This window comes from Variovorax sp. V35, assembly GCF_041154465.1.
Taxonomy (GTDB): domain Bacteria; phylum Pseudomonadota; class Gammaproteobacteria; order Burkholderiales; family Burkholderiaceae_C; genus Variovorax; species Variovorax boronicumulans.
The window spans coordinates 6,652,658-6,679,014 of record NZ_AP028666.1 but is presented as its reverse complement, the minus strand read 5'-3'; the positions used below and the strand labels follow the sequence as shown (position 1 = coordinate 6,679,014).

The following is a 26,357-nucleotide window of genomic DNA, read 5'->3' as shown; positions in this document are numbered from 1 at the left end:
TGATTACTTCTTGTCAGCCGGGGCCGAAGCCGGGCTGGCGGCGGGTGCCGCTGCGGCAGCAGACGCTGCCGGTGCCGCGGGTGCAGCCGCGCCGTTCGGCGTCGGCTTCTGCCACGGCACCGCCTTCACGGGCGTGCCGGGCGGCATCATCTGCAGGCGCTGGAAGCCGTCGACCATCACCTGTTCGCCGGCCTTCAGGCCGTCGAGCACCACCCACTGGTTGTCCTTGGCGGCGCTGATCTTCACGGTGCGCTGGCTCAGCTTGCCGTCGGCGCTGACCACCGTCACGTGGTCGCCCTGCTGGGTGCGCGTGACGGCCTGTTGCGGCACCGTGATCGCGTTCGTCACCTGGGCCTGCTCGAGCTTCACGCGCACGTACAGGCCGGGCAGCAGCTCGCCCTTGGGGTTCGGGATCTCGGCGCGCAGCGTGACCTGGCCCGTGGTCGGGTCGACCGTGAGGTCGGAGAACAGCAGCTTGCCGTCCTGTCCGTAGTCGGTGCCGTCTTCCAGCACCACGCGGATGCTCGCGGCTTCTTCGCCGCTGGCACGCTTGTACTGGCCGGCGGCCACGGCGCGGCGCAGCTTGAGCACGTCGGAGGCCGACTGCGTGAAGTTCACGTACAGCGGGTTGATCTGCTGCACCACGGCCAACTCGGTGGCGTCGCCCTGGCCGACCAGTGCGCCTTCGGTGACCAGCGCACGGCCGATGCGGCCCGCGATGGGCGAGGTGACATCGGCGTAGCCCTGGTTGATCTTGGCGGTCTGCAGCAGCGCGCGGTTGGCGGCCACGTCGGCGTCGGCCGTCTTGGCGGAGGCCACGGCCGTCGCGTATTCCTGCTTGCTCACGGCGTTGGCCTCGACCAGCGGCTTGTAGCGGTCGGCCAGCGCCTTGGCCTGCACGGCGTTGGCTTCGGCGCGCGCCAGTGCGGCCTGGGCGTTCTGCGTGGCGGCCACCAGCGGTGCCGGGTCGATGCGGAACAGCAGCTGGCCGGCCTTCACGTCGCTGCCTTCGCGGAACTCGCGCTTGAGCAGGATGCCCGGCGTGCGGGCGCGCACCTGGGCGATGCGCGAGGCTTCGAGGCGGCCGGGCAGCTCGGTCACGAGGCCCACGTCGGTGGGCTTGACCGTCACCACGCCGACTTCAGGCGCCGGACGGGCACCACCGCCACCGCCGCCCGGTCCGGCCGGGGCCTCGCCTTTGCCGCAGGCGGCCAGGAACAGGAGGGAGACGAGGGCCACGGTCGCGAGACGCGGCGAAAACGACAAGGACGGTTGACGCGAGACATGCAGAAGAGGCATGTGATTCCTTTGATGCGAAGACGGGAGATGGCGCGTTTGCGGGAGAGATCCGTAAACCAGCACGGGCAGGTGGGCCATCCGAGAAGCGCGCTAGTTTACATACATTCATGGATGTATAGTGACAGCCATGCAATGGCCCCACGATACGCAAAGGGCGTTCGCTTTACAAATCAGGAGACTTGGTGGCACGTCGTACGAAGGAAGAAGCACTGGCGACGCGGAATCGATTGCTCGATGCCGCGGAACTGCTGTTTCAGGCGCAAGGTGTTTCGCAGACCACGCTGCAGCAGATCGCGCAGCAGGCCGGCGCGACCCGGGGCGCCATCTACTGGCACTTCAAGGACAAGGCCGATCTGTTCAACGCCATGATGGAGCGCGTGATCCTGCCGCTGGAGACGCCGCCCAAGAGCGACATCCCCGGCGATGACCCGCTGGTCGAGATCGAGGAAGGCCTGATCCACGCGCTGACGCTCATGGTCGCCGACCCGCAGGTGCGGCGCGTGTTCGACATCGCGACCCACAAGGTCGAGTACACGCACGACATGGCCTCGGTGCAGCAGCGCCACCTGGACGCGCGCAACGCCTGCGTGGTCGATTTCGAAAAGGCCCTGCGGCTGGCCGCGCGGCGCGCCCGCATCCGGCTGCCGTTGCCGGGCGCAGTCGCGGCGCAGGGCATGCACGCCCTGATGGGCGGGCTGATCCAGAACTGGCTGCTCGACCCCACGGCCTTCGACCTCGTGTCGACCGGCCGGCGCACCTTCCGCGTCTACCTGGCCGGGCTCGGTTTCCCGCGCACGCCGGCCGGTGGCGTCCCGACGGCGCAGGACGCGGAAACCGCCGCGGCCTGATAGGCCATAATGTGTGGCTCCGGTGCATTCCGGAGCACCCCTCTCGCTGTATTTCAACGGATAGAATTCGGCCCTCCGAAGGCTGAGATCCAGGTTCGATTCCTGGCGGCGGGACCAGCTACAAGGCCGGACACTTCCAAAGGTGTCCGGCCTTTTTGTTTTCTCCTCTGAAGAGGGCTATTCCGTAGTCCGATTGAGTCCGATGCAGTATGCCCCAATCCGACGCATCTTTGGGGTATCTAGAGGGGTATCGAAATTGGTGCTCGGGGGTACGTGAAGGCCAGCCCTGCACCCCCATTTTCAGGCACATCAGGAATAGCGCACCTTCAAGTCAAAGTGTCCCTGTTGACTCTCAGCCGGGGCACCTATCGGAGGGCCTCGGCGGAGGCTCTTGCGAGCGTTCTGCTTGAGGCACGTCACCTTCTCAGTTGCACGCCCGGCGCGCTTTCAGAAGCCTACCAATCCAATTCAATGGCCGCTTGAGGCGGCAGACTCAATCGGCCCCTCCGACCCATATGCCGAGATTACTGACGTAGGTCATCAACCATCGAATAGACCGTGAGTCTCGAATGGGCTGGCGCCCTTGATCAGCGTGTCGGGCGATAGGGGCGCGTCGCTTCGAACGGCAGCAGCGCCAGACGACCATGAGTATCAGGTGACGTGGTGTTGATGTGTCAGTAGGTATTTCCGCTTTTTCACCCTCAATATGAGGTAGACTTTCCGGAAAATTGAAAGGAAGCTGCCGTGCGGAAGTTTGAGTTGACAGCCCCCAACGCCTTCATCCGGCGTGCCACTATCATTGATGATCCGGTGCAGGTGGAAGCGCGCCTGCAAGAACTGCATTCGGATCTCAATGCTGTCCTGTTCAAGGACGCCATCATGGGTGGTCTTGGCTGGCGCAACGACGCCACGCGCGCGTCGGCTCCGACGGCAGCAGGCGTACAGCAGTGGCTGAAAACCGTTGAAGATCTGCGCACATTGCTCGCGGCGCTCCAGTGGCATATCCACGAGCAGAAGAATTGCCCTTTCATCAGTTCGCCCGATCGCTCCATCTCCATCGTGGTAATGACGGGCAACAGCGAAACGGGGAAGAACGGTTTCGAGGATCCCACGAACCAAGCCGAAAAAGGGGCCGTGGCGGAGGGCTTCGTTCAGAAGAATGGTCAGTTGGAGCTTTTCAATCGTGACTCTTTCAAGCTCGCCAAAGAAAAGCAGAAGGAGACTCAGGTCTGGGCGCTGCTGTACCACTACGACAAGGTTCTGAATGAGGTGCGCTTCGAGCTGTCGTTGCCGACCGGTTTCGATAACAAGAAAATCACTGAGTGGGGCATTCGCCTGATTCTGGGCAGCATCCCCAACAATCCGGCCAATTTCACGATCCGCAAGGACGAACCTAACGCGCCTGCCACGGTGGACGTTGAACCCAAGACGGGTACGTTTTGAGTAGTTGATCATGTCCGAAATCAACCCCAAGCAAATCACATTTGCCAGGGTTAGAAGGCGCTTGACCAAGGCGCAGTTAGCCAAGGAGTTAGGTGTCACCAGCCGTAGCCTGCAGAACTACGAGACTGGCGCATCTGCTCCTGACCCGGAACTTCTGGCCCGTATCGCAAAACTGCTGAGATTCCCTCAGCAGTTTTTTTTCCTTGACGAAGACATGCCAGAGATCAAAGAGCATGCGGTGAGTTTTCGCAAGCTCTCGAAGATGACAGACTCCATGAAGGCCTGCGCCTTCGCGGCCGGTGCCATTGCCTTCAAGGTCAATCAATGGGTCGAAGATCGCTTCAGCTTGCCGCAGGCAGATCTGCCAGACCTGAGTGACCTGAGCCCAGAGGAGGCTGCTGCTACCCTGCGCAGGGTTTGGGGGTTGGGTAATGCACCCATTCCCAACATGGTCCACCTACTGGAGTCCAAGGGGATCCGCGTTTTTTCTCTGGCTGAAGAAACTCGCGATGTGGACGCCTTCTGCACCTGGTACGAAGGCAGGCCCTTTGTCTTTCTTAACACCATCAAGTCTCCTGAACGCAGCCGCTTCGATGCCGCTCATGAGCTCGGTCATCTGGTGCGGGACACTTACACCATGCAACATGGTCAAACTCATGGGCCGGAGATGGAGCGCCAGGCCGATGCGTTTGCCTCAGCTTTTCTTATGCCGAAGGAAAGCGTGACGGCTAATCAGCCGCCTGCTTACACCATCAAGTATCTAGTGAAGCTGAAGCGCTATTGGGGTGTGTCGCTGGCCGCGCTGGCATATCGGTTCAACTCTCTCGGGCTAGTCAGCGAGTGGAACTACCGGAGTTTATGTATAGAGATTGCCAAGAGTGGCTATCGCACCAATGAGCCAGAGCCGATAGAAAGAGAAACCTCTCAGCTCCTCTCTAAGGTGCTCGACATTCTGCAGAGCCGCAAGCAGGGACGCCGTGAGATCGCAGAGAGCCTGAATCTCAGCGTGGATGAGATCAATGCGCTAACTTTCCAACTGACCAAGCTGTCCGTGGTTTCTGGGGCGGTCGATGCGGCTTCAGTGCCAAGAGTGCCGCCGAAGTTGCGTCTAGTGTAGGGGCGCCTGCGGTGAGTCGAGGCTGCGAAGACCGCTCTAGACTGAGGCTGTGTGGAAACAGCTGCATTGATGGGGGGCGCAAGATCCGTTGGGCCGGCGGACTCAGTTTCTACCGGAATTCTCGGCCGTCTCCACAAGACGCGAGTCGGCTCCTACGACTTCATCTCTGCAATCACGGTACTTGCGCCGAGGATCTTGATTGCTCGCTTGAGGTTGTAGGCCAGAACCTGCAGATTCATCTCGGTTTTCACGTTCGGCAAGGTCTTAGTCAGGAAGTGCGTGGCCCCCATCCACGCTTTCAGGGTGCCGAACACGTGTTCGATCGTTCGTTGCCTGAACTTTGAGGCCTCGGGCGCAGCATCTAGACGTGCTTGGACCTTTTCCAGGACCTCCTCGTACTCCCATCGACTGATTCGCCTGGCTGGCGCCGGGGTGCACTGCGGCTTCAGGTGAACTTGCTTCCGTCCACGGCGATGACGCCGTCGGCAAATAGCTTGAGCCGGCGGCACAAAAGAACGAACTCTCAGCACACCAGACGAATGGCGTCACCATGATCTTTGCGGAAGTCCGCGATGGTCTTGAAATCAGGGGCCAGGCGCCCCGGTCAGCCACATCAACTCCACATTGCGCTGTGCCTCTCGCTCCAGACGTCGACTGGATTGCACTTGGTTCAGATAGCCGTAGATGTAGATCTTCAACAGCACTGAGGGGTGGTACGACGGCCGCCCGGTGGCCGCAGGTTCCGCACCTTCAAAGCCGAGCTGATAGAGCTTGAGTTCATCGACAAAGACATCGACTACGCGGATGGGGTTCTCTTCTGAGATGTAGTCGTCAAGGCACTCTGGCAGCAGCGTGATCTGGCTTCGATCCCCTGGCTCGATGAATCGCTTCATGTGGCAACCTAGTTCGTGGCGTTGTCTCAATCTAGGCGACGGTATTCACGGATTCAATGCGTTTTCACACAGCCTCGACTGAAAGCGGCCGGTCACCCATTCAACGTTGAGTGACTGCTGCTCGGAAGAGCGGACAGTCGAAGACTCCGCGGACCTGTTCTTGACCTCAGAAGCTGACACAACCAGCGTGGTCACTCGTGGACAGTGGCATCAAGAAGGAACATGTTCATGACCCATCCACTCGATGGGAGACCATGATGGAAACTGCCGCTCCTCTTGCTCGTCAGTTCCAGACAGCTCCGCTGCTACAGGTCCTCCCCGTCCTCGGCGTCGAACGACTGCTCGGCCACGTATCTGCGGTGCAGCTCCACACGGCCCAGCACCTCAGGGTGACGATTCGCAAATGCCAGCTTCTCCGGAGAGTCGAAGCCCCGCCGGATGGCAGCGGACAACCCGTTGATGACCGATAGGGAGTCATCTTCTGCTGCCGGCTCGATCTCTAGCTCGACCACCATCCTGGCGACAACCCCCGCGATGAATGACAGGCCACGCACGATGAAGATCGAAGTGAGATTGCGCGCCCGGGGCAGCAGCAACTGCGTTGCAATGCCGGAATCCGGATCGCCCTTCAGTATTCGCTCGATCGCATTTAGAGGCTTGCCGTTCACCCATGCGACCACGGCCGGCTCGAGCGCACGCAACGTCAGGGCTTCAAGCGCGTCCGTCGCTGGCTGTCCGGTCGCGCTGAGCGCCGCCTTCCTGACATCGAGAAGAAGATGCTCTCGCGCCTCCCTGTCGTTCCTCAGCCAAAGGAAGATGAATCGAATCCATGCCACCACGGAGTCAGGCCACGCATCGCGGGCATCGAGAAGTTTCTGGCGCAGGTGCTCCAGTACATCCAGTGGCAGCCCGGTCTTCGAGGCGAGCCGCAGTACAACGTCCTCCCATTCGTCCTCCACCGCCTCCTGAACCTCCGTCCATAGACCCAGCGTCTTGGCCACGTAGGCATCCTCCTGTTGTCGCTGACGCGCCTTGAAGGCACCGAAAGACCGGGCCATCAGCTTGTCCATCTGAGCGGAGTCGGCGTCCGATGGCGCCAGGGTGGCGAGCCGGTTGACCGTGTAGCGCACGTACTTGTCATCCGTGTCGCCACTGGCGATCAGATCCAGGATTTGCTCCAGCGGGTCGGTGATCGTGACGCAGCGGTCATCTTCCGGAAGCACTGAATTCAGTTTGGCCTCCAACTGCGACCCTCCAAGACGCCTGCTCTCGAATTTCACGAGAGGCTCAGGGACCAGAAGGACGATCCCGTTGGCCAGATGGCCGGCCCTTCCGGCACGCGCAGCGGCATTGAGCAGCTCGTGGGCTTCGAGGTTCTCTCTGCCGTTGCCCTGGTCAGCCGCCCGTTTGTCACCCGCAAGGATAGCCATCTGAGCGGGCAGGTTCAGTCCCTGGGCAAGCGTTGGTGTGGCAACGATCGCCATCGCACCGCCCGCACGCTTGAACAGCTGCTCAGAAAGCATCCGCTCGACGCGCAGCATCGCGGCATTGTGAGGAACCGCCGCGAAATCGCCTTGGCGGAATACCGAGTGCTTCGCATGGCCGAGCTCTGCCTCGATGGTGGACCACAATGCCTTTTCCTGATCATTCAGGGCCACTGCGAGATCCAGGCCGCCGCAGATCTTCTTTGCGGTGGTCACCGAGACAAGCTTTGTGTTGACGAAGACGATCGACTTGGCGCCGCCCCGGGCTGCGGAGACTGCCAGCAGCGCGGCCGTTTCGTTGGCATTGGGTAGCGCCGTCACCCGTGAGCGCCCATACTTGCCGGACAGCGGGAACGCCGTGTCCGAAAGAGCGGTCAGAGAACGGGCGTCCGGCACGTCGGCCCAGTTGTGTCGCAAACCCCAGACGGCATAGGGCCTGGCGACCAGCACCTTTTTGGCATCCGTTCGCAGGCTCGCGGCAACCTTGTTCTTCTCCTCATCCAGCTGTTGCTGGGTCGACAGGGCCTCCTTTTCGGCCGCGGTGATATCGCTACCCCGATAGACCACCACACCGCGCGCCTGCCGGCTGGGCTTCCAAAGTAGCTCCACAACGGCGCAGTCGCGGCCCGTGAGGTCGGCGATCCAGTCGCCGAACTCATCCGCGTTCTTCAGCATCGCCGACAAGAACAGCAGATCGGCATCGGGAACCTGCTCGCAGAATGTCAGGAGGCACAGCATCCCATCCAGGGCGCGGCCGATCCTGCCGCTTTCTGGGCTCAGCAGATGGCACTCGTCGAAGACCAGCAGGCCGACGTCGCTGAACGACTCGGGCAGGTACGACAGCATGGCCAGGCACCCCTCGGGCGTCATGACCTCGATATCCTGAAGCGAGCTGCCCTCGACGAGCAGGGAGTCAAACTCTGCGGAGACCTTCATGCCGAAGCGGTCAGAAGGAAAAAGGCCTTGCAAGTCGCCAGTGACCTGTTCCGCCAGGGCGTGGGTCGGGACCAGGAACACCACCTTCTTGCCGCTGGCAAGCGTACCTGCGATCTTCAGCGTCGACACCGTTGTCTTGCCGGCGCCGGTAGGCAGGACTAGGACCGAGTTCATGCCAACCTGATGAAAACCCCTGGCTATGGCCTCGCGATGGTTGTGCCAGACATAGGGGTTGTCTTGGGCCCTGAATTGCAGCCAGCCCTTCCAGAAGTCCTCGTCCGAGCCCTTCGGGGGCGGCAACTTTGTTAGGCATACTGCATCCAGTCCATCGCTCGCGGCAAGCAGGAGCGAGGCCAGGTGAGCTGGCCCCGGATAGGAGGTGCGAAGAACACCGTCCAGCCCCTCCCATTCGCCCGAGTGGCCCGACAGCGCCAGCACCTGCCGGAACCTGTTCCTTGCCTGCCGGCGGTGGCTGACGTCCCCCGACGGCGGCTCGGAAAGCACATCGAGCGCAAGGAACTCGATCCCGTCGGCAAGCGTGGACGCAAGCCGGCGAAACGCCTGTTCCTCGATGTTCAGGTCCGGGGAAGAGTCTGCATCCGTCTGCGACCTTCGGTCCGCGATGGCTTGGACCCTTCCACGCACGAAATCCCGAACGTGTGCGGCCAAGCGCCGGACCTCCACGCTGCCGGTACTGAGGTCGATCAGGCCTCCGGCCTCAAAGGCGTCGGCATATTGCTCCGCGATGAAGAACAGCAGCGCGGACGCCATCGATGCCGCGAGCTGCTCGCGGCTGAGCGCGGCGACGCGGTTCATTTGGGTCGCTGCCGTCTCGCGCGCCAGGATTTGCTGCGCGGTACCGGAGACGAACGCGGCGGGGCGCCGCGTGTCCGCATCCTCGTTCACCGAGGCAATGATCTCGTAGACGTCGGCGATGCGCTCCAGGGGCCACTGCGCGTCGCTGCGCTCTTCCTCCTGGGAATTTCGCAGGCGCCGGGCAACGAGTTGCGCATAGTGGCGCGTCAGCAGTTCTGGGAGTTTCGCCGGATCCAGTCCAGGGACGGCGGGAGCAGCCTCAAGCAGCTGCGCGCTGTTCGCGTCAAACACGCTTCTTCACCTCGCCGCTCTTGATTTCCGCGATGACGGATTTTGCGAGTTTCTCGAACCAACCACGCAGGTCGTTATGCACCACAAAGGTCGCACCGATCCGCTGAGCCTGCTTGATATTGGCCAGATCCTTGTAGTCAGCGAAAAGCTTTGCGCGGTCCGCTGCAGTGGCCATCGGCGGACTGACGGTTAGGGCGGCGCGGTAGTGACGGCAGTCCAGGTCGATGACCCTGGCCGCAGCCCTCGTCGCAGCGGTCGTGTCTGCAAAGTTGGTCTTGATGATATCCACCGCCGTCGCGAGCAGTTCACGGCTTCGCTTGCTTCCCGCATGGTGCTCGGTGAAGGTGGGCATGACCTGCGACTTGAACAGTTTGCGAGGGGTGATGGTGCATTTTTCCTCGCAGATCGTCACAGCCCTGATCCTCTGCCGTCTGGGTTCAAGCTCGATCACCAGTCCGTCAAGACCCTGCGATGTCGCGCTAATGTGGGGGTCCTTCAGGAAAGTCCGCCCATTCGCGCTCTGACGGGTTGCGATCCAGGCAATGCACTCGAAGAGAAATCCATCGCGATGCGCAATTGCTGCAGTCTTCTGCTCCGCCGTCAGCCCTCTCTTGATCCTTAGCTGCGCGCATGCGGCATCGTTGAAGGCGGCCACGGAAACCGCAGGAGCATTTGGTACGAGCTTTTCCAAGATCCGCGCTGCATGTGCGGCCTGCCCGACCGCCAGCACGCCGATGAGCCTGGCGAGTTCCTGAGGATCACTGACCTCCCAGTTCAGACCCGAAACATCTTTGTCTACCTTGACAGGAATCGAATTTATCAATGCTCACTCCAACGACGCATAGGGGCCGCCAGCCGGTCCAAAAGTGATCGGGTGGCTGCCTGTGCCTGCCCCGCCCGGCTTCCCGGGATGGCAACAGGCATGAACTCTATCGTTCGCAGCCGCGATCCTGCGCACCCACGGGGAAAAAAGACAGGTCGGTCTCCCCGCCGGCCCCAGGACTTCACGCCCAGCCATTGAACCATTGCGCCGGCCTCCGTGCCCGGGACCTGTGTTGTGTAGAGAATGGGGTGATCGACAGGCCTCGGAGGGCAGCGGCGCGAGTCGCGGAATGCAGCAGCGTAGTGCTCGATGTTGCTTAGCGTCCGCGGCGCTCGGCAAATGGAGAAACGCCTGTACTCGCGTGTCGCTGAAACGGCCTAATCGAGACACGCGCTCGGGGCGGTTGCATAAGGCGAAGGCAGCGGTGGGCCTGGAGTCCTCGGCTGCAGCACCTTCAGACTGAACCAAGTCATCCACTGTCCGCGACCTGAATGTCGGCAGCAACCGTCACCTGCCATCCGACACGAAACCGGCCCATGACCGCACTACCTTCAGGACCGGGTACTCGGCGGTGGTTAGGCGAATGGCCAGTCGTGCTTGGGCAAACTGGAACTCCCGACCATTACGATGCTAGGCACTGGGCTGCTGCCGGACGACAGGCGGACATCCGTCAGGACTTCTGCTTGCTTCCACGAGAGCCGGTGCCGCCGGTCTTTCCCTTTTTTGTGGGCGGTGGTGGGCTCGCAGTACCGAAGAGGTCCGACTGCTTATTGGGCGAGCCCCCACGCAGCAGCGAATGTGCAGCTTCGATGAACTTCAAAGCCTCATCTACAGCCATGGACGAGATTGCTGGCTCACTAAATGTCGAGGCTTGCTCATTCGCGCGCCCGCTTGAAGGCAGACGAAGTTGAAATTCCACGCCAGGAAGGACTTCGACCAAGAGGCTCCTCGGGGCGCTCTTTGGTAGCTCGGCGAATACTTCGCTAGAGCCAAACATCTCTGACAGCCACTCGAACTCAATCCAGCAGAGGTCGGCCCGAACCGGCTCGTCCACACGAAACGGCTGACGCAAGAGCCGGTCGACCGACTTCGTACTTCGGGTCCACGCAAGGTCCCAATAACCTTGACCGAGTAGGCCCGCAAACATTCCGAACCACGCCAAGACCTCGGGAAGCTCGCGCCCCACAGGCGCCAGCAGCTGTATATGGCTCGTGCTTCTCCCTGCAAGCAACGCTGCTGCCGCAAGTGCGGGTGCGATTCCGCCAACTCTGTGCTCCGTTGGCGTACGACGGTAGAACAGCTGGTCGACCAACGCATCGAACCCTTCAATTCGATGTTCTGCGAAATCGCTGGACAGGAGCTCTGTACTGCTCAGCAACGCCGCCGCTTCAGGGTCCACTGCCTCCAGAATTTTGATAATGGTGCCCGGCGAGGCAAGGTCTTCGCTTGGCAGGTGAGAAAGCTGCTGACAGATAGACCAAACCGGGGACAAGGCCTCAGGACCTATCGCACGCCGTCCGAATCGCCCATCTCTTCCCGTTGAGGTAAGCCGTTTCATCACTTCCGTGCGGGCATTCGGGTTTCCTGGATAGAGAAGGTCAGCGCGAGCGACTGCATAACTGAAGCACGCGGGCGCACGGCCGATAGGTGCCGACGCAGCATCGACGTCACCCTGCGACTGACCGAGAAGCTCGCCCAGCAAGATGGAGGCCCAGACACTCGAGTTCTTGAAGTCGACCCAATCGCGCCGATGGTCGAACTCGAGCGCGAGCCAATCGCTCATGAGCATGACGCGTGCACACATCGACACCGGAAAAACGTCTTCGGCGTAGGTCGATGCCCAGGAGAAGAACTCCTTGCGCTCATCGCCGAGAAGAACAACCTTGACGCGACGGTTGATGACGTCGTCGTCGTGTGAGACGGCGTAGCGAACTTGCCCGAGGTCGCTACTGCTCGGAAAACTTGACCCAAACATCGGCGACGGGCCGACCCTCCGCAGGGCGTCGATGACCTGCTCTCGGTCTGCGGAATGCCAATCTAGTTTCATATTTCGTTCGTTTCAGATGAGGTCTTCGGGAGACAGGGGCGCTACAGGCGCCTCAGCGAAAGCCGAAGAAACTGAACTCAGCACCTTACCGGTGAAGTAGCCGTCGAGCGAGGTCTTGGCCCTCGTGACCGCCGTGAATACGAGTTCGCGGCGGACCTGGGGGTACTTGAGCTCTTCGAGACCGTACAGGTGCACTGCACGAAATTCAGCACCCTTCGACGACTTCAGCGAGATGACGTGCACATTTTTGCCTGAGCTGAAGCCGTGCTCTTCATCGTCCTCGTCGTGGAAGGCCACGTCGCCCGCCAGGGGCTCCGCTGCTGCGAATTTCGCCTTGAGCTCCTGCAGTAGGAAGGTACGGGGAACGATGACGCCGATTCCTTCATTGGGGTAGCTGCGCAGCTGCCTGGCGATGCTCTTGTGCATGGCGGCGAACTGCTCGTCACGGCTGGCGAACTCGGTCAGGCGCGCGCGAGACTGCTGCTCGTCTTCGCGGTAGTTGCAGTTCGCACGGAGGCGGTTGGCGGGGTCCGCTGGCTGGAGAGCTTTGTCGGCCACGTCGGCAATCGCAGTGCCGATTCGGTAGTGGAAGCGTAGCTCCGTCTTGTGGAATCCGAGGGTTTCTAGCATGCCGATGCTGCCGCCCGATTCATACACCATCTGCTTTGCATCACCTGCGACGGTGACGCGCTCGGAGACGCGCAGGAGCGCCTGAATCTCGTCGATGTGCAAATCCTGGACCTCGTCCACCAGCACCGCGTCGTAAAGGTTCACACCCTCGATACGGGTGTTGGCCACCGCCAGGGCCGCCATCACCTGCTGTCGATAGGTCTCGTAGGAAGCCTTGCGGTCGAGAGTGGACATCTTCTCGGGTGCGTAGGTCGCGATGTGCTTGAGGGCCCAGTATGAGAAAGTCTGAATCTGCTCCGGCTCAAGAAGCCCCTTCTTGGAGGCCACGCCAGCACGGATGAAGTCAGCCAGCGCCCGCGTGTACGTCAGGAAGAGTACATTCTTCAGACCCAGACCAAAGATGTACCTGGCCCGCATCAGCAACAGATTTGTTTTCCCGCACCCAGGCGGTCCAACCAACAGGTGTCGACCATCGGCGCCAATTCGAACGAACGCCCGCTGGTCGGCATCCATCTGCTCGATTGTTGTCCACCAACTACCCTTCATCACCTCTCCTTTCGTAGGTCGCGCTCTCGCTCAGGCTGGCGGCCAGCACATGGCGACGAGGTCAAGTCCTGCCGTGGCGATGGCGGCATCGACCAGCTCGGCATGCTTGACCGTCAGTTGACTCACTGCCTCGATGACGCTCGTTAACAGTGGCATTGAAGGGGGACCGACAGAAAGCTCTCCGACGAATCGTCGAGCACCGCTGAAGGTTTCCGGCGGCGAGCCTTCCCCTTGCTGCTGGACTGCTATGGCAGCCAGTGAAACGGTTCCGATCGCTTCGCGAATACCCTCTTCCCAGCGGCACTCCAGCGCCACCAGCACTTCCAGGGCACAAGCGTCGAGCGTCAGGCGCAGGATGCCCCGATGCTCATCGACAGCCTGCAATGCGATTCGAAGCTGAGGAGAGAAGTCGGTCAGCAGTTGGCGTCTGACCCCGTTGATCAGGTCGTTCAGAGCGGCCGCACGCTGCAGGCCCAGGGTCACCGCTTGAGCCAGAACTTCTTCTGCTTTGACAGCTCGAGCAGCGCGGCCTGAAAGAGCCCGGCGAAGGCGGTCTGCGGGCGATTCGGTTGCGACGGCGAAATCCCTCCAATCGACGGACTGCAGCCTGACCCGACTGTCCTTCGCGAGGCACCTGGCGGCCAAGGCGGCCCAGGCCGACAGGTGGGCTGGAACACCCGCGAAGTCCGGCTGCTCTTTCATCACCGCCATGGCCAAAGCGTACTTGTTGTCAGCGGCAACGGCCCTCTCGAACAGTGGTCGTCTGCATACCAAGTCGTGAAGAACGCCTCCGACCTGGTAGATGCTGAGAGCCTTCCACAGTGTCGGCGAAGGGGCTTCAAGCCTGAAAAGATACTCGGGCGAGCTGTACTGAGCGGTGGCGATGAAGGGGCGCCGTTCACCGTGGTCAGTGCCGTCCGGACGGTCTTCAACTTCGGTGATTTCACGAATGATGCCCAGGTCCAGCAGCTTCATCTCCTTGAAGTCGGCCGACACCAGAATGTTCTCCGGCTTGATGTCGCGATGGACTATCCCAAGTGAGTCCAGGAACTGAACGGCGGCGACCAGCTGACCAATGACGGGCGCGATAGCGTCGTCAGGTACATCAGCCAGGACTCTCTTAAGCTCTTTCCCCGGGAAGAACTCCATCTCGACGAAGCTGGTGCCATGTTCTTCGGCAACCTCCAACGTGTCGATAAGGGGCGGGCAGTGATTTCCGATGAAACGACGTTGCAAGCCGAGGCGGAAGCGCTCCGCAGGAGCCGCCGGACCACTGAGGAACTTGGGGTCGTAGACCTTGAGCGCTTTGGTGGCTGAACCTGTGTCCCAACGAAAAACCGCCGCTGATCCGCCGTCGCCCAGGTTGACACCAACCTCACCTCCGCCACGGGTCGAGACGTACTTCGTCGCGAGTGCGCGACAAGCGTCTACATCTTCTGGCTTCACGATGCGGCTCCGACAGCCGCGATCCTACTTGCCCAGGCAAGCCTAAGCATGCGCCTCGCGTACCACATAACCCTCCCGTATGCTCGACTTGAGGAGTCGCAGTTTATCTTCGTTACATTCTGCACTAGAACCAAGTCGAGACGCAGAGTGGCGGGTGGATTTTCGACGGACTACTTCATGGTGTGCAAATCGCCGCTGCGACGGGGCAACGGGTCCGCCACCGAGGTTCGTCCGGCAACAAGTCGTTCCCACGCTTGTCTCCAAGAGACCACCCCGAGATCCTCGGACTGTGGGACGTTCATTGGTCGGCGCCTTGGCCGGAAGGCTGCAAAATTGCTGATATGGCGGAAACGACGGTCGCATCTGGCAGGAATTTCGGCGTGGAGTTGCCTGCCATCCCCAAGGTCTTCGATACCGAGTCGGGTGCCGAGGTGTATGCGGCCATCTTGCTGACAGCAGAAGAAGAAACCGTCATGCGGCTCCGGTTTGACGTGAAGCGGCTGATTAAGCAGGACCAGGCGAAATACCTGTGCCCCGAGTGCTTTGTCCCGGTGTCTCTGGTGTCAATGAAGAAGGCCCGACGTTTCTACTTCCGGCACATTGTCGAAGACGGTAGTTGCAGCGCGGTAACCCGTGGAAAGCTGTCCCAGGCCGAAATCAATGCGCGCAAGTACAACGGTGCCAAGGAGAGCTACCTTCACCGCGAAATGAAGCAGTGGATTGCTGATTCGCTGCACGCGAGTGGTAAGTTCACGGACATCGCCCAGGAGGCCCGTTGGACGGGATCCATCACTGGGGATTGGCGCAAGCCCGACGTCAGCGCGATGTACGGGGACCTGAAGGTCGCCTTTGAGGTTCAGTTGTCCACAACGTTCCTGGATGTCATTGCCGAGCGCTGGAACTTCTATCAGCAGGAGGGCGGGCTCGTCGTGTGGGTGTTCGCACGCTTTGACAACGAGCGCCGCCGGTTGACCCAAGACGATCTGTTCTTCATCAACAATCAGAATGCTTTCGTTGTGTCCAAGGACACCAGGGATGCTTCCCTTGCTGCCAACGACTTCCTGCTTGACTGCGCTTGGTCTGAGCCCAAGCCAGCGCACTTTCTGCCAATCCTAGGACGGCAACGCGTATCGTTCTTCCAACTGACGCTTGATACCGAGCGACAGCAGGCTTACTACTTCGACTATCGAGGTCGGAAAGCCGAATGTCAGGCCGCTCTTGAGGAAGAGCGGAGGAGTTGGCCCGCCTATTTCGAAGCGTGGTGGCTCGAGGTGGCTGGCAGCAGGCGCTCGCAGGAGGATCTGGAGGACAGTGTCTGGGACTTTCCAGAGAGCGCTCCGGTGCATTGGAACGATTGGGGAATGCTGGACGCAAGCTGCCTTGCCACGTATGGCAGAGAGCATGTTCGATACTTGCCGGTGGCCATGCTCAATGTCTTCTACTCGGCCAAGCACGGCCGGCCCGTTGGCATTCGCCGGCGCCACTTCATTGAAGTCGCGCACTACGTCGTCGAGTCGTACCCGAAATACTTGCGCTGGTTTCGCCGTGCGCTCGAGGTGTTCGGCCGCGGCCAGCTCCTCGCTGAGCAGGACCAAAGCGGGAAGTGGGCGATGAAGGTCAAGCGCTACAAGCAGGCGATGAAAGACCGGGAGGCCCGATATGAGGTGGATGAAACCCACAGGCAGCTGTTCGAGTGGCTGTTCCCGGAGCTTGCCCCGTTGCCGCGATAGGACAGGATGGTTCAGGGGATTGCCGCGCTTGCTGGCAAGCGCATCCGACGTGCGCTACGCGGACTTCGAACTGGTGACGCGGATGTTCGCGGGCGCGATGATCGGCCCTACGCGCGCCCTGCTCGCAGGCGACGTGCCCGCGCGGATCCTGCGTGCGTTACCGGCGCAACTGGGGTCTCTATGCCTGGGCCAAGCGAAGTGAAGCACTTCGAGCGGATCGTGTTCTGAAGTGAGGTTGAGTGAGAACATGAGTAGTTCACTGTGCTCCGCGAATGCCTCCTTGATTTCTAAGCCGCCACCCTGAGAGGTAGATACTCCTACCATGGCCTAGCTCCGCTTCTCGTGAACACTCTCCCATGACGCGCCGCGATCATTTGCCCACAATCGACTCCACGCTACTGCCGCGAGCGCCGTATTACAGTACGACGCATCATGAATGCGTTATGCGGCACGGACGCTTCTTCGTTCGCTTGCCCGTGAGGGCCCAAATATGGTGCGTGGATATATCTACTTCCTAACCAATAGGTCCATGCCTGGACTCGTCAAAATTGGACAGACCACTCAGGATATTGAGTCTCGTATTCGCCAACTCAACTCTACGGGTGTTCCCTCTCCGTTCATGCTTGCGGCCTGCATCTCTGTGGCCGATCCCGTCCGAGTTGAAGCAGAGTTACACGCGTTGCTAACGAACTGTCGGTACTCTGAAAATCGGGAGTTCTTCGAAGGCTCAATTGCTGATCTGTTAAGGAAGGCAATGCCCGTGCTGCTTGAAGCAATGGAGACCTCGGTGCCGTTGCCCCAAGAACCCAATCGCAAGCGCACACACGACCTCGAGCTTGTGACCATAAGTCTTCTCGTTTCCCTCACGGGAGAACAACGGATGTATGGGTATAGCGAACATGAGATTGTCAGGTGGTTCAAAGAGGAGCCGGCTCTCAAGATTGAAGCGCGTCTTGCTCACCTGAAAGAGCTTCGATTCGCTTCAGAGAAAAGACCTCGAGACGAATGGAGCGGCTCAACTTGGAGAATCACGAGTGAGGGTAAAAAGTTCCTTTTTGACCATGGACACCTGACGGACGAAATGCTGCTGCGGCAATGAGGTAGTCAATCCACAGATCAGGGCGCGCTCCCTGATGCCGTACTTGCGGAGGTTCAGCCAGATCGGGCGAAGAAGAAAGATGTTGCGCATCTAGTGCTGAGCAGCCTGCTCGTACTCAATCCTGCAGGCGGGGCCAGCTACCGAGTCAGACGCCTCTCGAGGTGTTCTTTTGCTTCTCTCTGACGAGGGGCGTTTGTACGCGGCTCGTGAGGTCATGGTGACACAGCGCGGAGGTTCGTCCTTGCTTGTGAAGATCGTTCTATCGCACAAGGAAAGTCATGAGCGAGAAAGTTCTCCGTGAGTAGGGAAGAATACCGACACAAGCAGCAGGTCCTCAGGGTTTAAGCTCGAGCCCTTCTCAATTGAAAGCTCCTATGGCAAAGACATTCCTCCAGGTTCAAAATCAGATTGCGCAATTGCAACGCGAGGCCGAACAGCTGCGTAAGAAAGAAGCGGACGGTGTGCTCAGTCGCATCAAGGAGGCGATCGCTGTGTATGGCTTCAGTGCCGCGGACCTGGGTTTTGGAAAGGTGAATGGCGGCGTAGCTGTGCCAAAGAAGAATGTAAAAAATAGGACCGTCAAGACCAAGAAGTCAAGCGAACCTCGTGCGCCGAAGTTCAGAGATGAGCAGGGCAACACATGGAGTGGCCGTGGTCCTCGTCCCGCCTGGTTCAAAGCTGCCCTTGAAGGAGGAAAGTCAACCGACGAGTTGCTCGCCAAGTAGTATTGGCTCCAGCCGGCACCACCACAGCACTTGAGCTAAGGTGGTAGGAGAGGTTTCGACGGTCTGCTGCGGTTGCGCCAGCGGCGGATTTCCGTCGGGCCAGATCTACTCGTTTCTTGACTGCGATGTAGCGCGAGCTGGCTCGGTAGCGACCAATCTACGGTAGTGCGTGGCGGCCCCCGGCTTTGCGGCCAGATGGCGGCTCATTCCAGTTGGCAATGCCTGGATTCGTAGTACCAACGGCGGCCATGGGACAACTCACGGTTGCGCAAATCTGATGCCTCCTGCGGAGGACGACGCCTGCCTTGCGAGTAACTGGTCATGGTGCGCAAAGGCGCAAATGAAGTTTGGATCGCGGGATGTTGATGGACATCGTGAGACTCCCTCATTCGATGCGCGCGCCGGTCGATCTCACCAAGGCGCCGGCCGCCTCGTAGTCTGCCCTCACCATTCGATTGAGCTCGTCAACCGTCATGGTGCCGGGCTCCATGCCCAGGCGCAGGAGTCGGTCTTGCACCACTGGATCGGCCAGCACCTTACCCAGTGCGGTATGAAACTTGTCCACCTCTGCCTTGGGCATACTGGCAGGCGCGAGCACGGCGAACCAAGTGTCGTATTTGAAACCGGGAATCCCAGACTCTGCGACCGTAGGTACGTCGGACATGAAGCGCGAGCGTTTGGCGCCCGTATAGGCCAGAAGCTTGATGCGTGGATCATTGGCGAAGCCAGTGAGGCCCATGGTCGCGGCCATGGTCCCTTGTGCGCGACCGGCCAGCACCTCGTTGACCGCCTCGCCGGTGGCCTTCATCGGTACGTGCTGCATCTGCGCGCCTGCGGCAGACAGGAACGCCGCCATGCCCAGGTGTGTGGCGCCGCCGTTGCCTGCGGATGAGTAGTTGAGCTGCCCGGGCTTACTCTTAAGCAGCTTGACATAGTCCTGCAGTGTGTTGACACCCAAGCCGCCAGGCGCTGCGATGACGAAGCCGGAGTTGCCGACATCGGCAACGCCGGTGAAATCCTTGATCGGGTCGTAGCCGGGATTGCGGTACAGATGGCCGGCGAAGTTGTGGCTCGCCGCCGTCATCAGCAGCGTGTTCTGGTCAGTGACTTTGGCGGCCGCAGATGTGCCGACGCTGCCACCCGCGCCCGGGCGGTTCTCGACGATGACGGTGGCGTGCAGTTCTTTGGCCAATTCGGCGTTGAAACTGCGTGCCACGGTGTCGAGTACGGCGCCGGTGGCCGAGCACAAGAATTGATCTCTGGTTGACCGTGGCAAGATCGTTGTCGACCTCTTCGATACACGTCACGACGAGCCGGGCACTGTCGGTGAGCGGATGGCCCCTGAGCCATATCAGGCCTACGGAACGGACCGGCCGCGGCAACTTGAGGGGAGGGATGGCCAGAGCGTCAGGCGCCGCGTACTTTCTCGCCAATGATTCAGGAAGTGAGGCTATTGCCGAACTGCTCTGGGTGTAGTGCAAGGTGACATAGAGCGACAGGCTTTCCACAAAGTTGGTTGACGCTGTTGTGGTTGCTGGGTGTCGATTGAATATTGAACCATCACCGAGTGAGAGTTGAGCTAGCGTGCAGTCCCGCAGATATGCGAGAAAAGTCGACGCAGCTTCTCCAGGATCGAATCGGCGAAAGCAATCCAATCGAACGGCTGGCAGTTGGTTTTGTATGCGACGACGACTGGAGGGATGCGGAGAGTCCCTTTGTATTCAGTGCGTACTGACTATCAGCTCTTCTGCGTTAGCTGCTCCAAAATGGCGGGATTCTCCAGCGTCGAGGTGTCCTGCGTGATGGTTTCCCCCCTCGCCACCGAGCGCAGCAGTCTGCGCATGATCTTGCCGCTTCGCGTCTTCGGAAGGTTGTCGCCGAAGCGGATGTCTTTGGGCTTGGCGATCGGGCCAATCTCCCTGGCGACCCAGTTGCGCAGCTCATTGGCGATCTGCATGGCTTCCTCGCCGACTGGGCGCGGGCGCTTGAGCACCACGAAGGCACAGATCGCCTCGCCGGTGGTTTCGTCGGGACGGCCAACCACCGCGGCTTCAGCCACGAGTTCGGTGCAGGACACCAGGGCCGACTCGATCTCCATCGTCCCCATGCGATGGCCTGAGACGTTGAGCACGTCGTCGATGCGCCCGGTGATCGTGAAGTAGCCGGTCTCGGCATCGCGGATAGCGCCGTCACCAGCGAGGTAGTAGCCCCTGAGTTCGGGCGGATAGTAGCTCGCCTTGAAGCGCTCGGGGTCGCCCCAGATTGTGCGAATCATGCTCGGCCAGGGCTTCTTCACCACGAGGATGCCGCCCTGGCCGTTGGGCACGTCGGTACCGGTCTCGTCGACGATGGCCGCGTCGATGCCCGGGAAGGGCAGGGTGCACGAGCCCGGCACCAGCGGCGTGGCGCCCGGCAGCGGCGTGATCATGTGGCCGCCCGTCTCCGTTTGCCAGAAGGTGTCGACGATTGGGCAGCGGCCACCGCCGATGTGCTCGTGGAACCACTCCCAGGCGGCAGGATTGATTGGCTCGCCCACCGAGCCCAGGATGCGCAGGCTCGACAAGTCGTAGCGCTTCGGGTGCACGGCTTCGTTGGCTTCGGCCACCTTGATCAGCGAGCGGATCGCCGTCGGTGCGGTATAGAAAACGCTGACCTGATGGTCCTGGATCATCTGCCAGAAGCGCCCCGCGTCGGGGTAGGTGGGGACGCCTTCGAACATGACCTCGGTCGCTCCTAGCGCCAACGGGCCGTAGGCGATGTACGTGTGGCCCGTGACCCAGCCGATATCGGCGGTGCACCAGAACACGTCGTCGGGCTTCAGGTCGAAGGTCCATGCGGTGGTCAGCGCCGCGTGCAGCAGGTAGCCACCACTGGAATGCTGCACACCCTTGGGTTTACCGGTCGAGCCCGAGGTGTAGAGGATGAACAGGGGGTGCTCGGCCCCAACCCATTCGGGTTCGCAGGTCTCGGCCTGGTCTTGCATCTCCTCATGCAGCCAGCGGTCGCGTGACGCCACCCATTCGATGGCGCCGCGGGTGCGCCTGTAGACGATGACGTTGTGGACGCTTTCGCAGTCGCCCAGCGCAATGGCTTCGTCGACTATGGCTTTGAGCGGCAGCCGCTTGCCGCCGCGTAACTGTTCGTCGGCGGTGATGACCATCGCGGCGCCGGCATCCTGGATGCGGTCGCGCAGGCTCTGCGCCGAGAAGCCGCCGAACACCACCGAATGGGTGGCGCCGATGCGCGCGCAGGCCTGCATCGCGACCACGCCTTCGATGCTCATCGACATGTAGATGACGACGCGGTCGCCTTTCTTCACGCCGCGCGCCTTCAGTGCATTGGCCAGGCGGCAGGTGCGCGCCAGTAGCTCGCGGTAGCTCACCTGCGTCACCAGCCCGTCGTCAGCTTCGAAGACGATTGCGGTCTTGTCGCCCAGGCCACGCTCGACCTGGCGGTCCAGGCAGTTGTAGGACACGTTCAGCGTGCCATCCGCGAACCACTTGAAGAACGGCGCCTGGCTGTCGTCGAGTCCTCGGGTGAACGGCGTCTTCCAGCTCAGAAATTCACGCGCGAGGCGCGACCAGTAGCTGCTGTGGTCGGCTTCGGCCTCGGCCACCAGCCGTTCATAGGCGGCCATGCCGGACACGGAAGCGTTCTCCATGGCGGGGGGCGGAATTGGATGGGACGTCGATTCGTTGTCGCTCATGGCGGATCTCCTGAGGTTCTTGGGGTGTGGGATCACAGACGGCGATTCGATTCATCCGTCCACATGGCTGTTCAGCCAGGCGGCAATCGCCGCGGCACTTCGAAAATCGTCGCAGGAGCGGGCCGGAACGCCCGGGTAGCGCTGGTTCCACAGGCGCGCCAGCGCCTGGCCCGGCCCCAGCTCCAGCACGCAGCGCACCTGGCGCGCCATGATGTTCTCCATGCATTCCTCCCAGCGCACCGTCGTGGCGATCTGGGCGGCCAGCGCGGTTCGCGCCGACGCGGCATCCCGCACACGGTCGTTCGCGTTGCTGAACAGCGAGACGCGAGGCGCATGAAACGGAACCCCCGCAAGCGTCTGCGCGAAGCTCTCCGCAGCCTCGTGCATCCAGGGGGTGTGTGAGGCCACGCCGACGCGCAGGCGCGTGCATTGCGCGCCGGCGGTGAGCGCGGTGCGTTCCGCATCGTCCAGCGCCGACTTGGGGCCGCCAAGGACCACGCTCTGCGGGCCATTGCGGATGGCGATGGCAAGGCCGGTCTCTGCAAGCAGCTGCGCGAGCATCGGCTCCGAAAGACCGCTCACGGCCAGCAGGCCGCCGGGAACGAGAGCAGCACATTGGTCCATGGCCTTGGCTCGCTGCGTCGCGAGCATCGCGGCCGTGGCAGGGGCTATCGCGCCGGCCGCGCTGAAGGCCGCCAGTTCGCCGACGCTGTAGCCGGCGATCGCGTCGGGCGCCTGAATCATCGGCGCCAGTTGGTTCCAGGCCGCCAGGGCGAGGCCGGTCAGCAGCGTCTGTGCGTTGTCGTTGCGTTCGGCCCAGACCGGATCGGCGAGGGCCGCTCGCCAGTCGTCGATGCCGAGCCGCGCGCGCATGTCGCGCACGAATTCATCGTTGGCCAGCCAGGGCAGCATCGCCGGATGCTGGGTGCCCTGCCCGGAAAAGAGCAGCGCGAAGCTCATGGGGCGGGGCACACGCGCCCGATCCAGCAGGTGGCAGCGAGTGTGTCGGCCGCGCCGCCGGGTGACAGGCGCCGCAGCACGAAATCGTCGGCAATGGATTGCGCCTCCCGAAGCCCATCGGGCCGGGCGATGCCGCCTCGGTCCAGAAATCCCTGAGCAGCGCGCTGTGCCCAGCGCAGGCCGGCGAGCCCGCCGCGGTGTGCGAGATTGCTGTCGTCCAGCACGGCGATGATGTGGAACAGGGTGTCGAGTCGAGCCTGCGAAGGCGTCAGGCCGCGGGCGAGGGCGCGCCTCATGGCGGGGAGCGCGGTCTCGAACAACACCGGGAATGCCTGCGCCGCCTCTTCGGACGCGCCGCGCAGGCCATATTGCTGCGCGGCGATGCCGCCCGGAAGCACGGGCGCGCGCCGCGTGCGCTTGGCCAGCGCATCGCCCCAATATCGGCGCAAGGTATCGCGGAGCAACTCAGGGTGCAATGCACCGGCACGCCCGTGCTGTGTGGCGCCCGCCGCGGCGCACAAAAGGCCGAGCATGAAGATCGCGCCGCGGTGAGTGTTGATGCCGCCGGTGGCGGCGAGCATGCGTGCCTCAGCGGCGATGCCGCACCGCTCGAGCACCGCGAATTCCGCGCCGCAAGCGCCGGCCTCGGCGATCTGCGCAAAGTAATGGCGCAGCGAGAACAGGCTGCGCATGAAGGTATGGGCATCCATGTCGTCATGGCTGCCGATGTCGATTAACGTGACCAGGCCGGGCTTGGGCGACAGCGACAGCTCGTCGTACAGCGCGAGCGTGGCGGCGCGGCCGATCGCCATCGGTGTGAGCAGCGTAAGCTGAGTGTGCAATTGCAGTGGCAGTGGCCGCGGTGTGTTGTTCATCCGGCCAGCTCCGCTGGTTCGGTTCGCCCGCACCATGCGGTGTCGTGCTGCAGGCTCACGCCGTCGAGGTGCTTGACGATCAGCGCCCGCGCGTGTCTGGTGCGCCATTCGATCCATTCGCGCCAGGCCACCGCGGCGCCGTCGCCGAACAGAAGTTCGCCGTCCAGCCGCAGCCGTTCGGTACCAAAGGCCTGCAGCGAACCCGCCACCGCATCCGCATGCGCCACGTCATCGACGCGGACCGACAGATCAAGGTCGGAGCCCGGCCGCACATGGTCGAGCCCGCTGATGGTTTCCCAGCCGTAGCTGCCGAACGCGCGCGCCTCTGCATGGCACGCATCGAGAGCGCAGAGCAGATCGCGCACCGGACTTCGTGCTGCCGGCGGCAACAGCGCCTGCACCTCAGCAAGACGCGGGAAGTCGTCGAGGCCGAGTACCGCGGTGTGCGGCACTTGCAACGTCAATCGGCGCCTGCCCCAGCACGCAGGGGCGGGCAGACCGAGTGCGATCCATCCGTTGGTGAGGGTGTAGTCCGGCTGGCGCGTCACCACCAGCGGCAGCCGATGGGTCGCCCAGTGCGCAAGGCACTCGCGTGCCTGGGTGTCCCATGCGCCGTCGAGGAGGGCGGTCCAGCCTTGCTCGGAAAGTCGGGCGAGTTGGTGGCGGCGCAGGGAACGCATGGCGGTGATGTGGAGTTCAGGTGGCGTTCAAGCGGCGTCCAGCACGCGCTGCACGACCTCGGCGGCAAGCCTGCGTCCACCCCGTTGCGCGCCATCGCGCGCGCGCAGGTCTTCTGTCGGCGTGTTGGCGAGCGCAGCGCGCAGGCACGTCTTCAGGTCGCCCTGCCACAGGGCGCGCACGCCACCCATGGCCACGTAGTTCTGCACGCCCGGCGCAAATACCGGACTCGATTGCGAAAGCGCCGTGAGCTTGTCCTCTGGCAGCTTGGTTACGCGCGCCATGGCGGGAATGCGCATGACTCGGATCTCTGCCTCCGGCAGCGCATAGCAGGCGTCGGCGATTAGCCCCGAGGTGATGAAACCGCCCGACAGTGCCTGGTCGTACACCAGGCCGATCACGATGTGGCCGCGGCGCCGCGCCAGGTCGATGCTTGCACCCAGGTGCGCCATTGCGCGGTTGATGCCGAGTAATTCATCGCGTCGGCGAAGCTGCTGGCCTTGCGTGTCGATCAAAAGCAAGATCGGTCGACCTGGGTGCTGCTTTACGGTATCGAGCACCACCCGTGCCTGCGCCAGGGCGAGCTGGACGCCGATCGGCGCATGATTCGTAGTGCCGATCACCGTGATCGGCTCGCCTTCGAACATCACTTCTCCGCGCAGAAAGTCACCGGTCGCGCGCATGCCGTGGTAGGAGCCGAAGAGCTGGGTGACAAGGGAATTCCAATGCATCTGATGCTCCTTGGTCAGTGGGGGCGCAGGGCGCGCACGACTTCCACCGGAAGGTCCGGCACGCGCTGCGCATCGGCAACGCCCAGCGCGCTCCAGAGCAGCATCGCTTCGTTGTCGCTGGCGGTGTCTCCCAACAGGGCGTGCACGCGCGCCGTGAGCAATGCGTGCTCCTCTTCCAGCGCGGCCAGGGTCAAGGGCTTCGACGCATCGAGCGCAGCGATGGCCGCTGCGCGAAATTCCGCAATGTCGTCTTCGACCAGCGCGTCGCAGTCGCCCGTCAGCCACCGGTGCTTGCCGCCGGTCGTGCGCCAGACCAGCGCGCGGTCGCGCGAATCGAATTCCTCCACACCGTGGGATGCCTCGATCACTTCGGGGCCCGACATCGCCAGCCTCCCGACATCGCTCATCACGATGAAGTCGGCGCAGCGCGCCACGATGCCCATGCCGCCGAAGCAGCCGTTGGCACCGCCGATCAGCACGAGCACCGGGATGCCGGCGGCGCGCACGTTGAGCAGGGCTCGCATCACTTCCGATACCGCAATGAGACCGGCGTTGGCCTCGTGCAATCGCACGCCGCCCGATTCGGCCAGTAGCAGTACGGCCGCCGGCCGCTCGCACAAGGCCCGCTGCAGCAGGCCGACCAGCTTGGCGCCATGCACCTCGCCGACGCCGCCGCCCATGAATGCGCCTTCCTGCGCGGCGACGAGAACTTTGCGTCCCTCCAGCGTCGCGCGGCCGATCGCTACGCCGTCGTCGAAGGCTGACGGCACGCCGAGCTGCGCTAGGTGCGGGCTGGTGATTCGCTCGGCGGGCGGCAGCCATTCATGGAAACTGCCGGGGTCAAGCAGCAGCGCGAGCCGCTCGCGGGCCGAGCATTCGGCATAGCTGATCATGGCTGCCCTCCGGTGATCTCGGCCACCGCCTGGTCGAGCCGCAGGCTCACCACCGCGGGAGTGGCACCCATGTCGTTGATCGAGATACGCACACCGGCCAGCGGGTGGCGCGTGTGAAAGTCGTTCATCACTGCCTGCCAGATCGGACCGAAGCCACGCGCCGAGGTCTCGACGCGCACTGCACAGTCAATGCCTTCGGCAGGCTCGAGCATGACCTCGAGGTTGCCGGAGCCGACGACGCCGACCAGGATCGACGCAAAGGCGCCAGCCGGCCGGCCGCCGGAAAAAGAAAAGTCCAGGGTCTCGAGCCCTGCGGGAACGTCGCTCATCGTCGAACTCCT

At 62.1% G+C, this 26,357-nt stretch carries 21 protein-coding genes, 1 tRNA gene and 1 pseudogene; 8 read left to right on the top strand and 15 right to left on the bottom strand.

Going from position 1 to position 26,357, the window contains the following annotated elements; genetic code table 11:
- Nucleotides 1–3: 3 nt before the first annotated feature.
- Complete coding sequence (locus ACAM42_RS30810) at nt 4–1,299, bottom strand: efflux RND transporter periplasmic adaptor subunit (RefSeq protein WP_062481754.1); 1,296 nt, start codon at nt 1,297–1,299, stop codon at nt 4–6.
- Nucleotides 1,300–1,478: 179 nt separating this feature from the next.
- Between ACAM42_RS30810 and ACAM42_RS30805 the strand changes: the two genes are divergently transcribed.
- From ACAM42_RS30805 to ACAM42_RS30790, 4 genes are all read left to right on the top strand, one after another.
- A complete protein-coding gene (locus ACAM42_RS30805; protein ID WP_369630421.1) occupies nt 1,479–2,147 on the top strand; it encodes a TetR family transcriptional regulator in 669 nt (222 codons plus the stop codon).
- A gap of 42 nt (nt 2,148–2,189) precedes the next feature.
- Nucleotides 2,190–2,264: transfer RNA gene (locus tag ACAM42_RS30800), tRNA-Arg, on the top strand.
- A 642-nt stretch (nt 2,265–2,906) separates the two neighbouring features.
- Nucleotides 2,907–3,590, top strand: coding sequence for a hypothetical protein (locus ACAM42_RS30795; protein WP_369630420.1), 684 nt, complete (start codon nt 2,907–2,909; stop codon nt 3,588–3,590).
- Between the two features lie 10 nt (nt 3,591–3,600).
- The gene (locus tag ACAM42_RS30790) at nt 3,601–4,707 is read left to right on the top strand and encodes an ImmA/IrrE family metallo-endopeptidase (RefSeq protein ID WP_369630419.1); all 1,107 of its coding nucleotides are present in this window, start codon (nt 3,601–3,603) and stop codon (nt 4,705–4,707) included.
- Between the two features lie 152 nt (nt 4,708–4,859).
- Here the strand turns inward: ACAM42_RS30790 and ACAM42_RS30785 are convergent.
- From ACAM42_RS30785 to ACAM42_RS30760, 6 genes and pseudogenes are all read right to left on the bottom strand, one after another.
- Nucleotides 4,860–5,600, bottom strand: a pseudogene (locus ACAM42_RS30785) (transposase).
- Between the two features lie 305 nt (nt 5,601–5,905).
- Complete coding sequence (locus tag ACAM42_RS30780; RefSeq protein WP_369630418.1) at nt 5,906–9,127, bottom strand: DEAD/DEAH box helicase; 3,222 nt, start codon at nt 9,125–9,127, stop codon at nt 5,906–5,908.
- Nucleotides 9,120–9,950, bottom strand: a complete 831-nt coding sequence (locus tag ACAM42_RS30775) for a hypothetical protein (RefSeq protein ID WP_369630417.1) — start codon at nt 9,948–9,950, stop codon at nt 9,120–9,122. The genes ACAM42_RS30780 and ACAM42_RS30775 overlap by 8 nt, the downstream gene beginning before the upstream one ends.
- A gap of 670 nt (nt 9,951–10,620) precedes the next feature.
- A complete protein-coding gene (locus tag ACAM42_RS30770; protein ID WP_369630416.1) occupies nt 10,621–11,997 on the bottom strand; it encodes a hypothetical protein in 1,377 nt (458 codons plus the stop codon).
- A 12-nt stretch (nt 11,998–12,009) separates the two neighbouring features.
- Nucleotides 12,010–13,140: an AAA family ATPase gene (locus tag ACAM42_RS30765; protein WP_369630415.1), complete on the bottom strand. Its 1,131-nt coding sequence runs from the start codon at nt 13,138–13,140 to the stop codon at nt 12,010–12,012.
- Between the two features lie 63 nt (nt 13,141–13,203).
- On the bottom strand, nt 13,204–14,619 hold the full coding sequence (locus ACAM42_RS30760; RefSeq protein WP_369630414.1) for a protein kinase: 1,416 nt from the start codon (nt 14,617–14,619) through the stop codon (nt 13,204–13,206).
- Nucleotides 14,620–14,801: 182 nt separating this feature from the next.
- Between ACAM42_RS30760 and ACAM42_RS30755 the strand changes: the two genes are divergently transcribed.
- The 4 genes from ACAM42_RS30755 to ACAM42_RS30740 all read left to right on the top strand — a co-directional run bounded on the left by ACAM42_RS30755 (nt 14,802) and on the right by ACAM42_RS30740 (nt 18,173).
- Nucleotides 14,802–16,349: a DUF6035 family protein gene (locus ACAM42_RS30755; protein WP_369630413.1), complete on the top strand. Its 1,548-nt coding sequence runs from the start codon at nt 14,802–14,804 to the stop codon at nt 16,347–16,349.
- A gap of 19 nt (nt 16,350–16,368) precedes the next feature.
- Nucleotides 16,369–16,551, top strand: coding sequence for a hypothetical protein (locus tag ACAM42_RS30750; protein ID WP_369630412.1), 183 nt, complete (start codon nt 16,369–16,371; stop codon nt 16,549–16,551).
- Between the two features lie 327 nt (nt 16,552–16,878).
- Nucleotides 16,879–17,448: a GIY-YIG nuclease family protein gene (locus ACAM42_RS30745; protein ID WP_369630411.1), complete on the top strand. Its 570-nt coding sequence runs from the start codon at nt 16,879–16,881 to the stop codon at nt 17,446–17,448.
- Nucleotides 17,449–17,822: 374 nt separating this feature from the next.
- On the top strand, nt 17,823–18,173 hold the full coding sequence (locus ACAM42_RS30740; RefSeq protein WP_369630410.1) for an H-NS family nucleoid-associated regulatory protein: 351 nt from the start codon (nt 17,823–17,825) through the stop codon (nt 18,171–18,173).
- Between the two features lie 385 nt (nt 18,174–18,558).
- Here ACAM42_RS30740 and ACAM42_RS30735 read toward each other — a convergent pair whose 3' ends face one another.
- The 8 genes from ACAM42_RS30735 to mdcC all read right to left on the bottom strand — a co-directional run bounded on the left by ACAM42_RS30735 (nt 18,559) and on the right by mdcC (nt 26,345).
- Nucleotides 18,559–19,389, bottom strand: a complete 831-nt coding sequence (locus ACAM42_RS30735; protein ID WP_369630409.1) for a tripartite tricarboxylate transporter substrate-binding protein — start codon at nt 19,387–19,389, stop codon at nt 18,559–18,561.
- Between the two features lie 522 nt (nt 19,390–19,911).
- Nucleotides 19,912–21,879, bottom strand: a complete 1,968-nt coding sequence (gene acs, locus ACAM42_RS30730; RefSeq protein ID WP_369630408.1) for an acetate--CoA ligase — start codon at nt 21,877–21,879, stop codon at nt 19,912–19,914.
- A gap of 51 nt (nt 21,880–21,930) precedes the next feature.
- Entirely contained in the window at nt 21,931–22,839 is a 909-nt protein-coding gene (locus ACAM42_RS30725) for an acyltransferase domain-containing protein (RefSeq protein ID WP_369630407.1), read from the bottom strand.
- On the bottom strand, nt 22,836–23,714 hold the full coding sequence (gene mdcB, locus ACAM42_RS30720; protein WP_369630406.1) for a triphosphoribosyl-dephospho-CoA synthase MdcB: 879 nt from the start codon (nt 23,712–23,714) through the stop codon (nt 22,836–22,838). The genes ACAM42_RS30725 and mdcB overlap by 4 nt, the downstream gene beginning before the upstream one ends.
- On the bottom strand, nt 23,711–24,394 hold the full coding sequence (mdcG, locus tag ACAM42_RS30715; protein ID WP_369630405.1) for a malonate decarboxylase holo-[acyl-carrier-protein] synthase: 684 nt from the start codon (nt 24,392–24,394) through the stop codon (nt 23,711–23,713). Before mdcG ends, mdcB begins: the two co-directional genes overlap by 4 nt.
- 27 nt (nt 24,395–24,421) lie before the next feature.
- A complete protein-coding gene (locus ACAM42_RS30710) occupies nt 24,422–25,123 on the bottom strand; it encodes a biotin-independent malonate decarboxylase subunit gamma (RefSeq protein WP_369630404.1) in 702 nt (233 codons plus the stop codon).
- A gap of 14 nt (nt 25,124–25,137) precedes the next feature.
- A complete protein-coding gene (locus ACAM42_RS30705; RefSeq protein WP_369630403.1) occupies nt 25,138–26,016 on the bottom strand; it encodes a biotin-independent malonate decarboxylase subunit beta in 879 nt (292 codons plus the stop codon).
- Entirely contained in the window at nt 26,013–26,345 is a 333-nt protein-coding gene (gene mdcC / locus ACAM42_RS30700) for a malonate decarboxylase acyl carrier protein (RefSeq protein WP_369630402.1), read from the bottom strand. The genes ACAM42_RS30705 and mdcC overlap by 4 nt, the downstream gene beginning before the upstream one ends.
- Nucleotides 26,346–26,357: the final 12 nt, after the last annotated feature.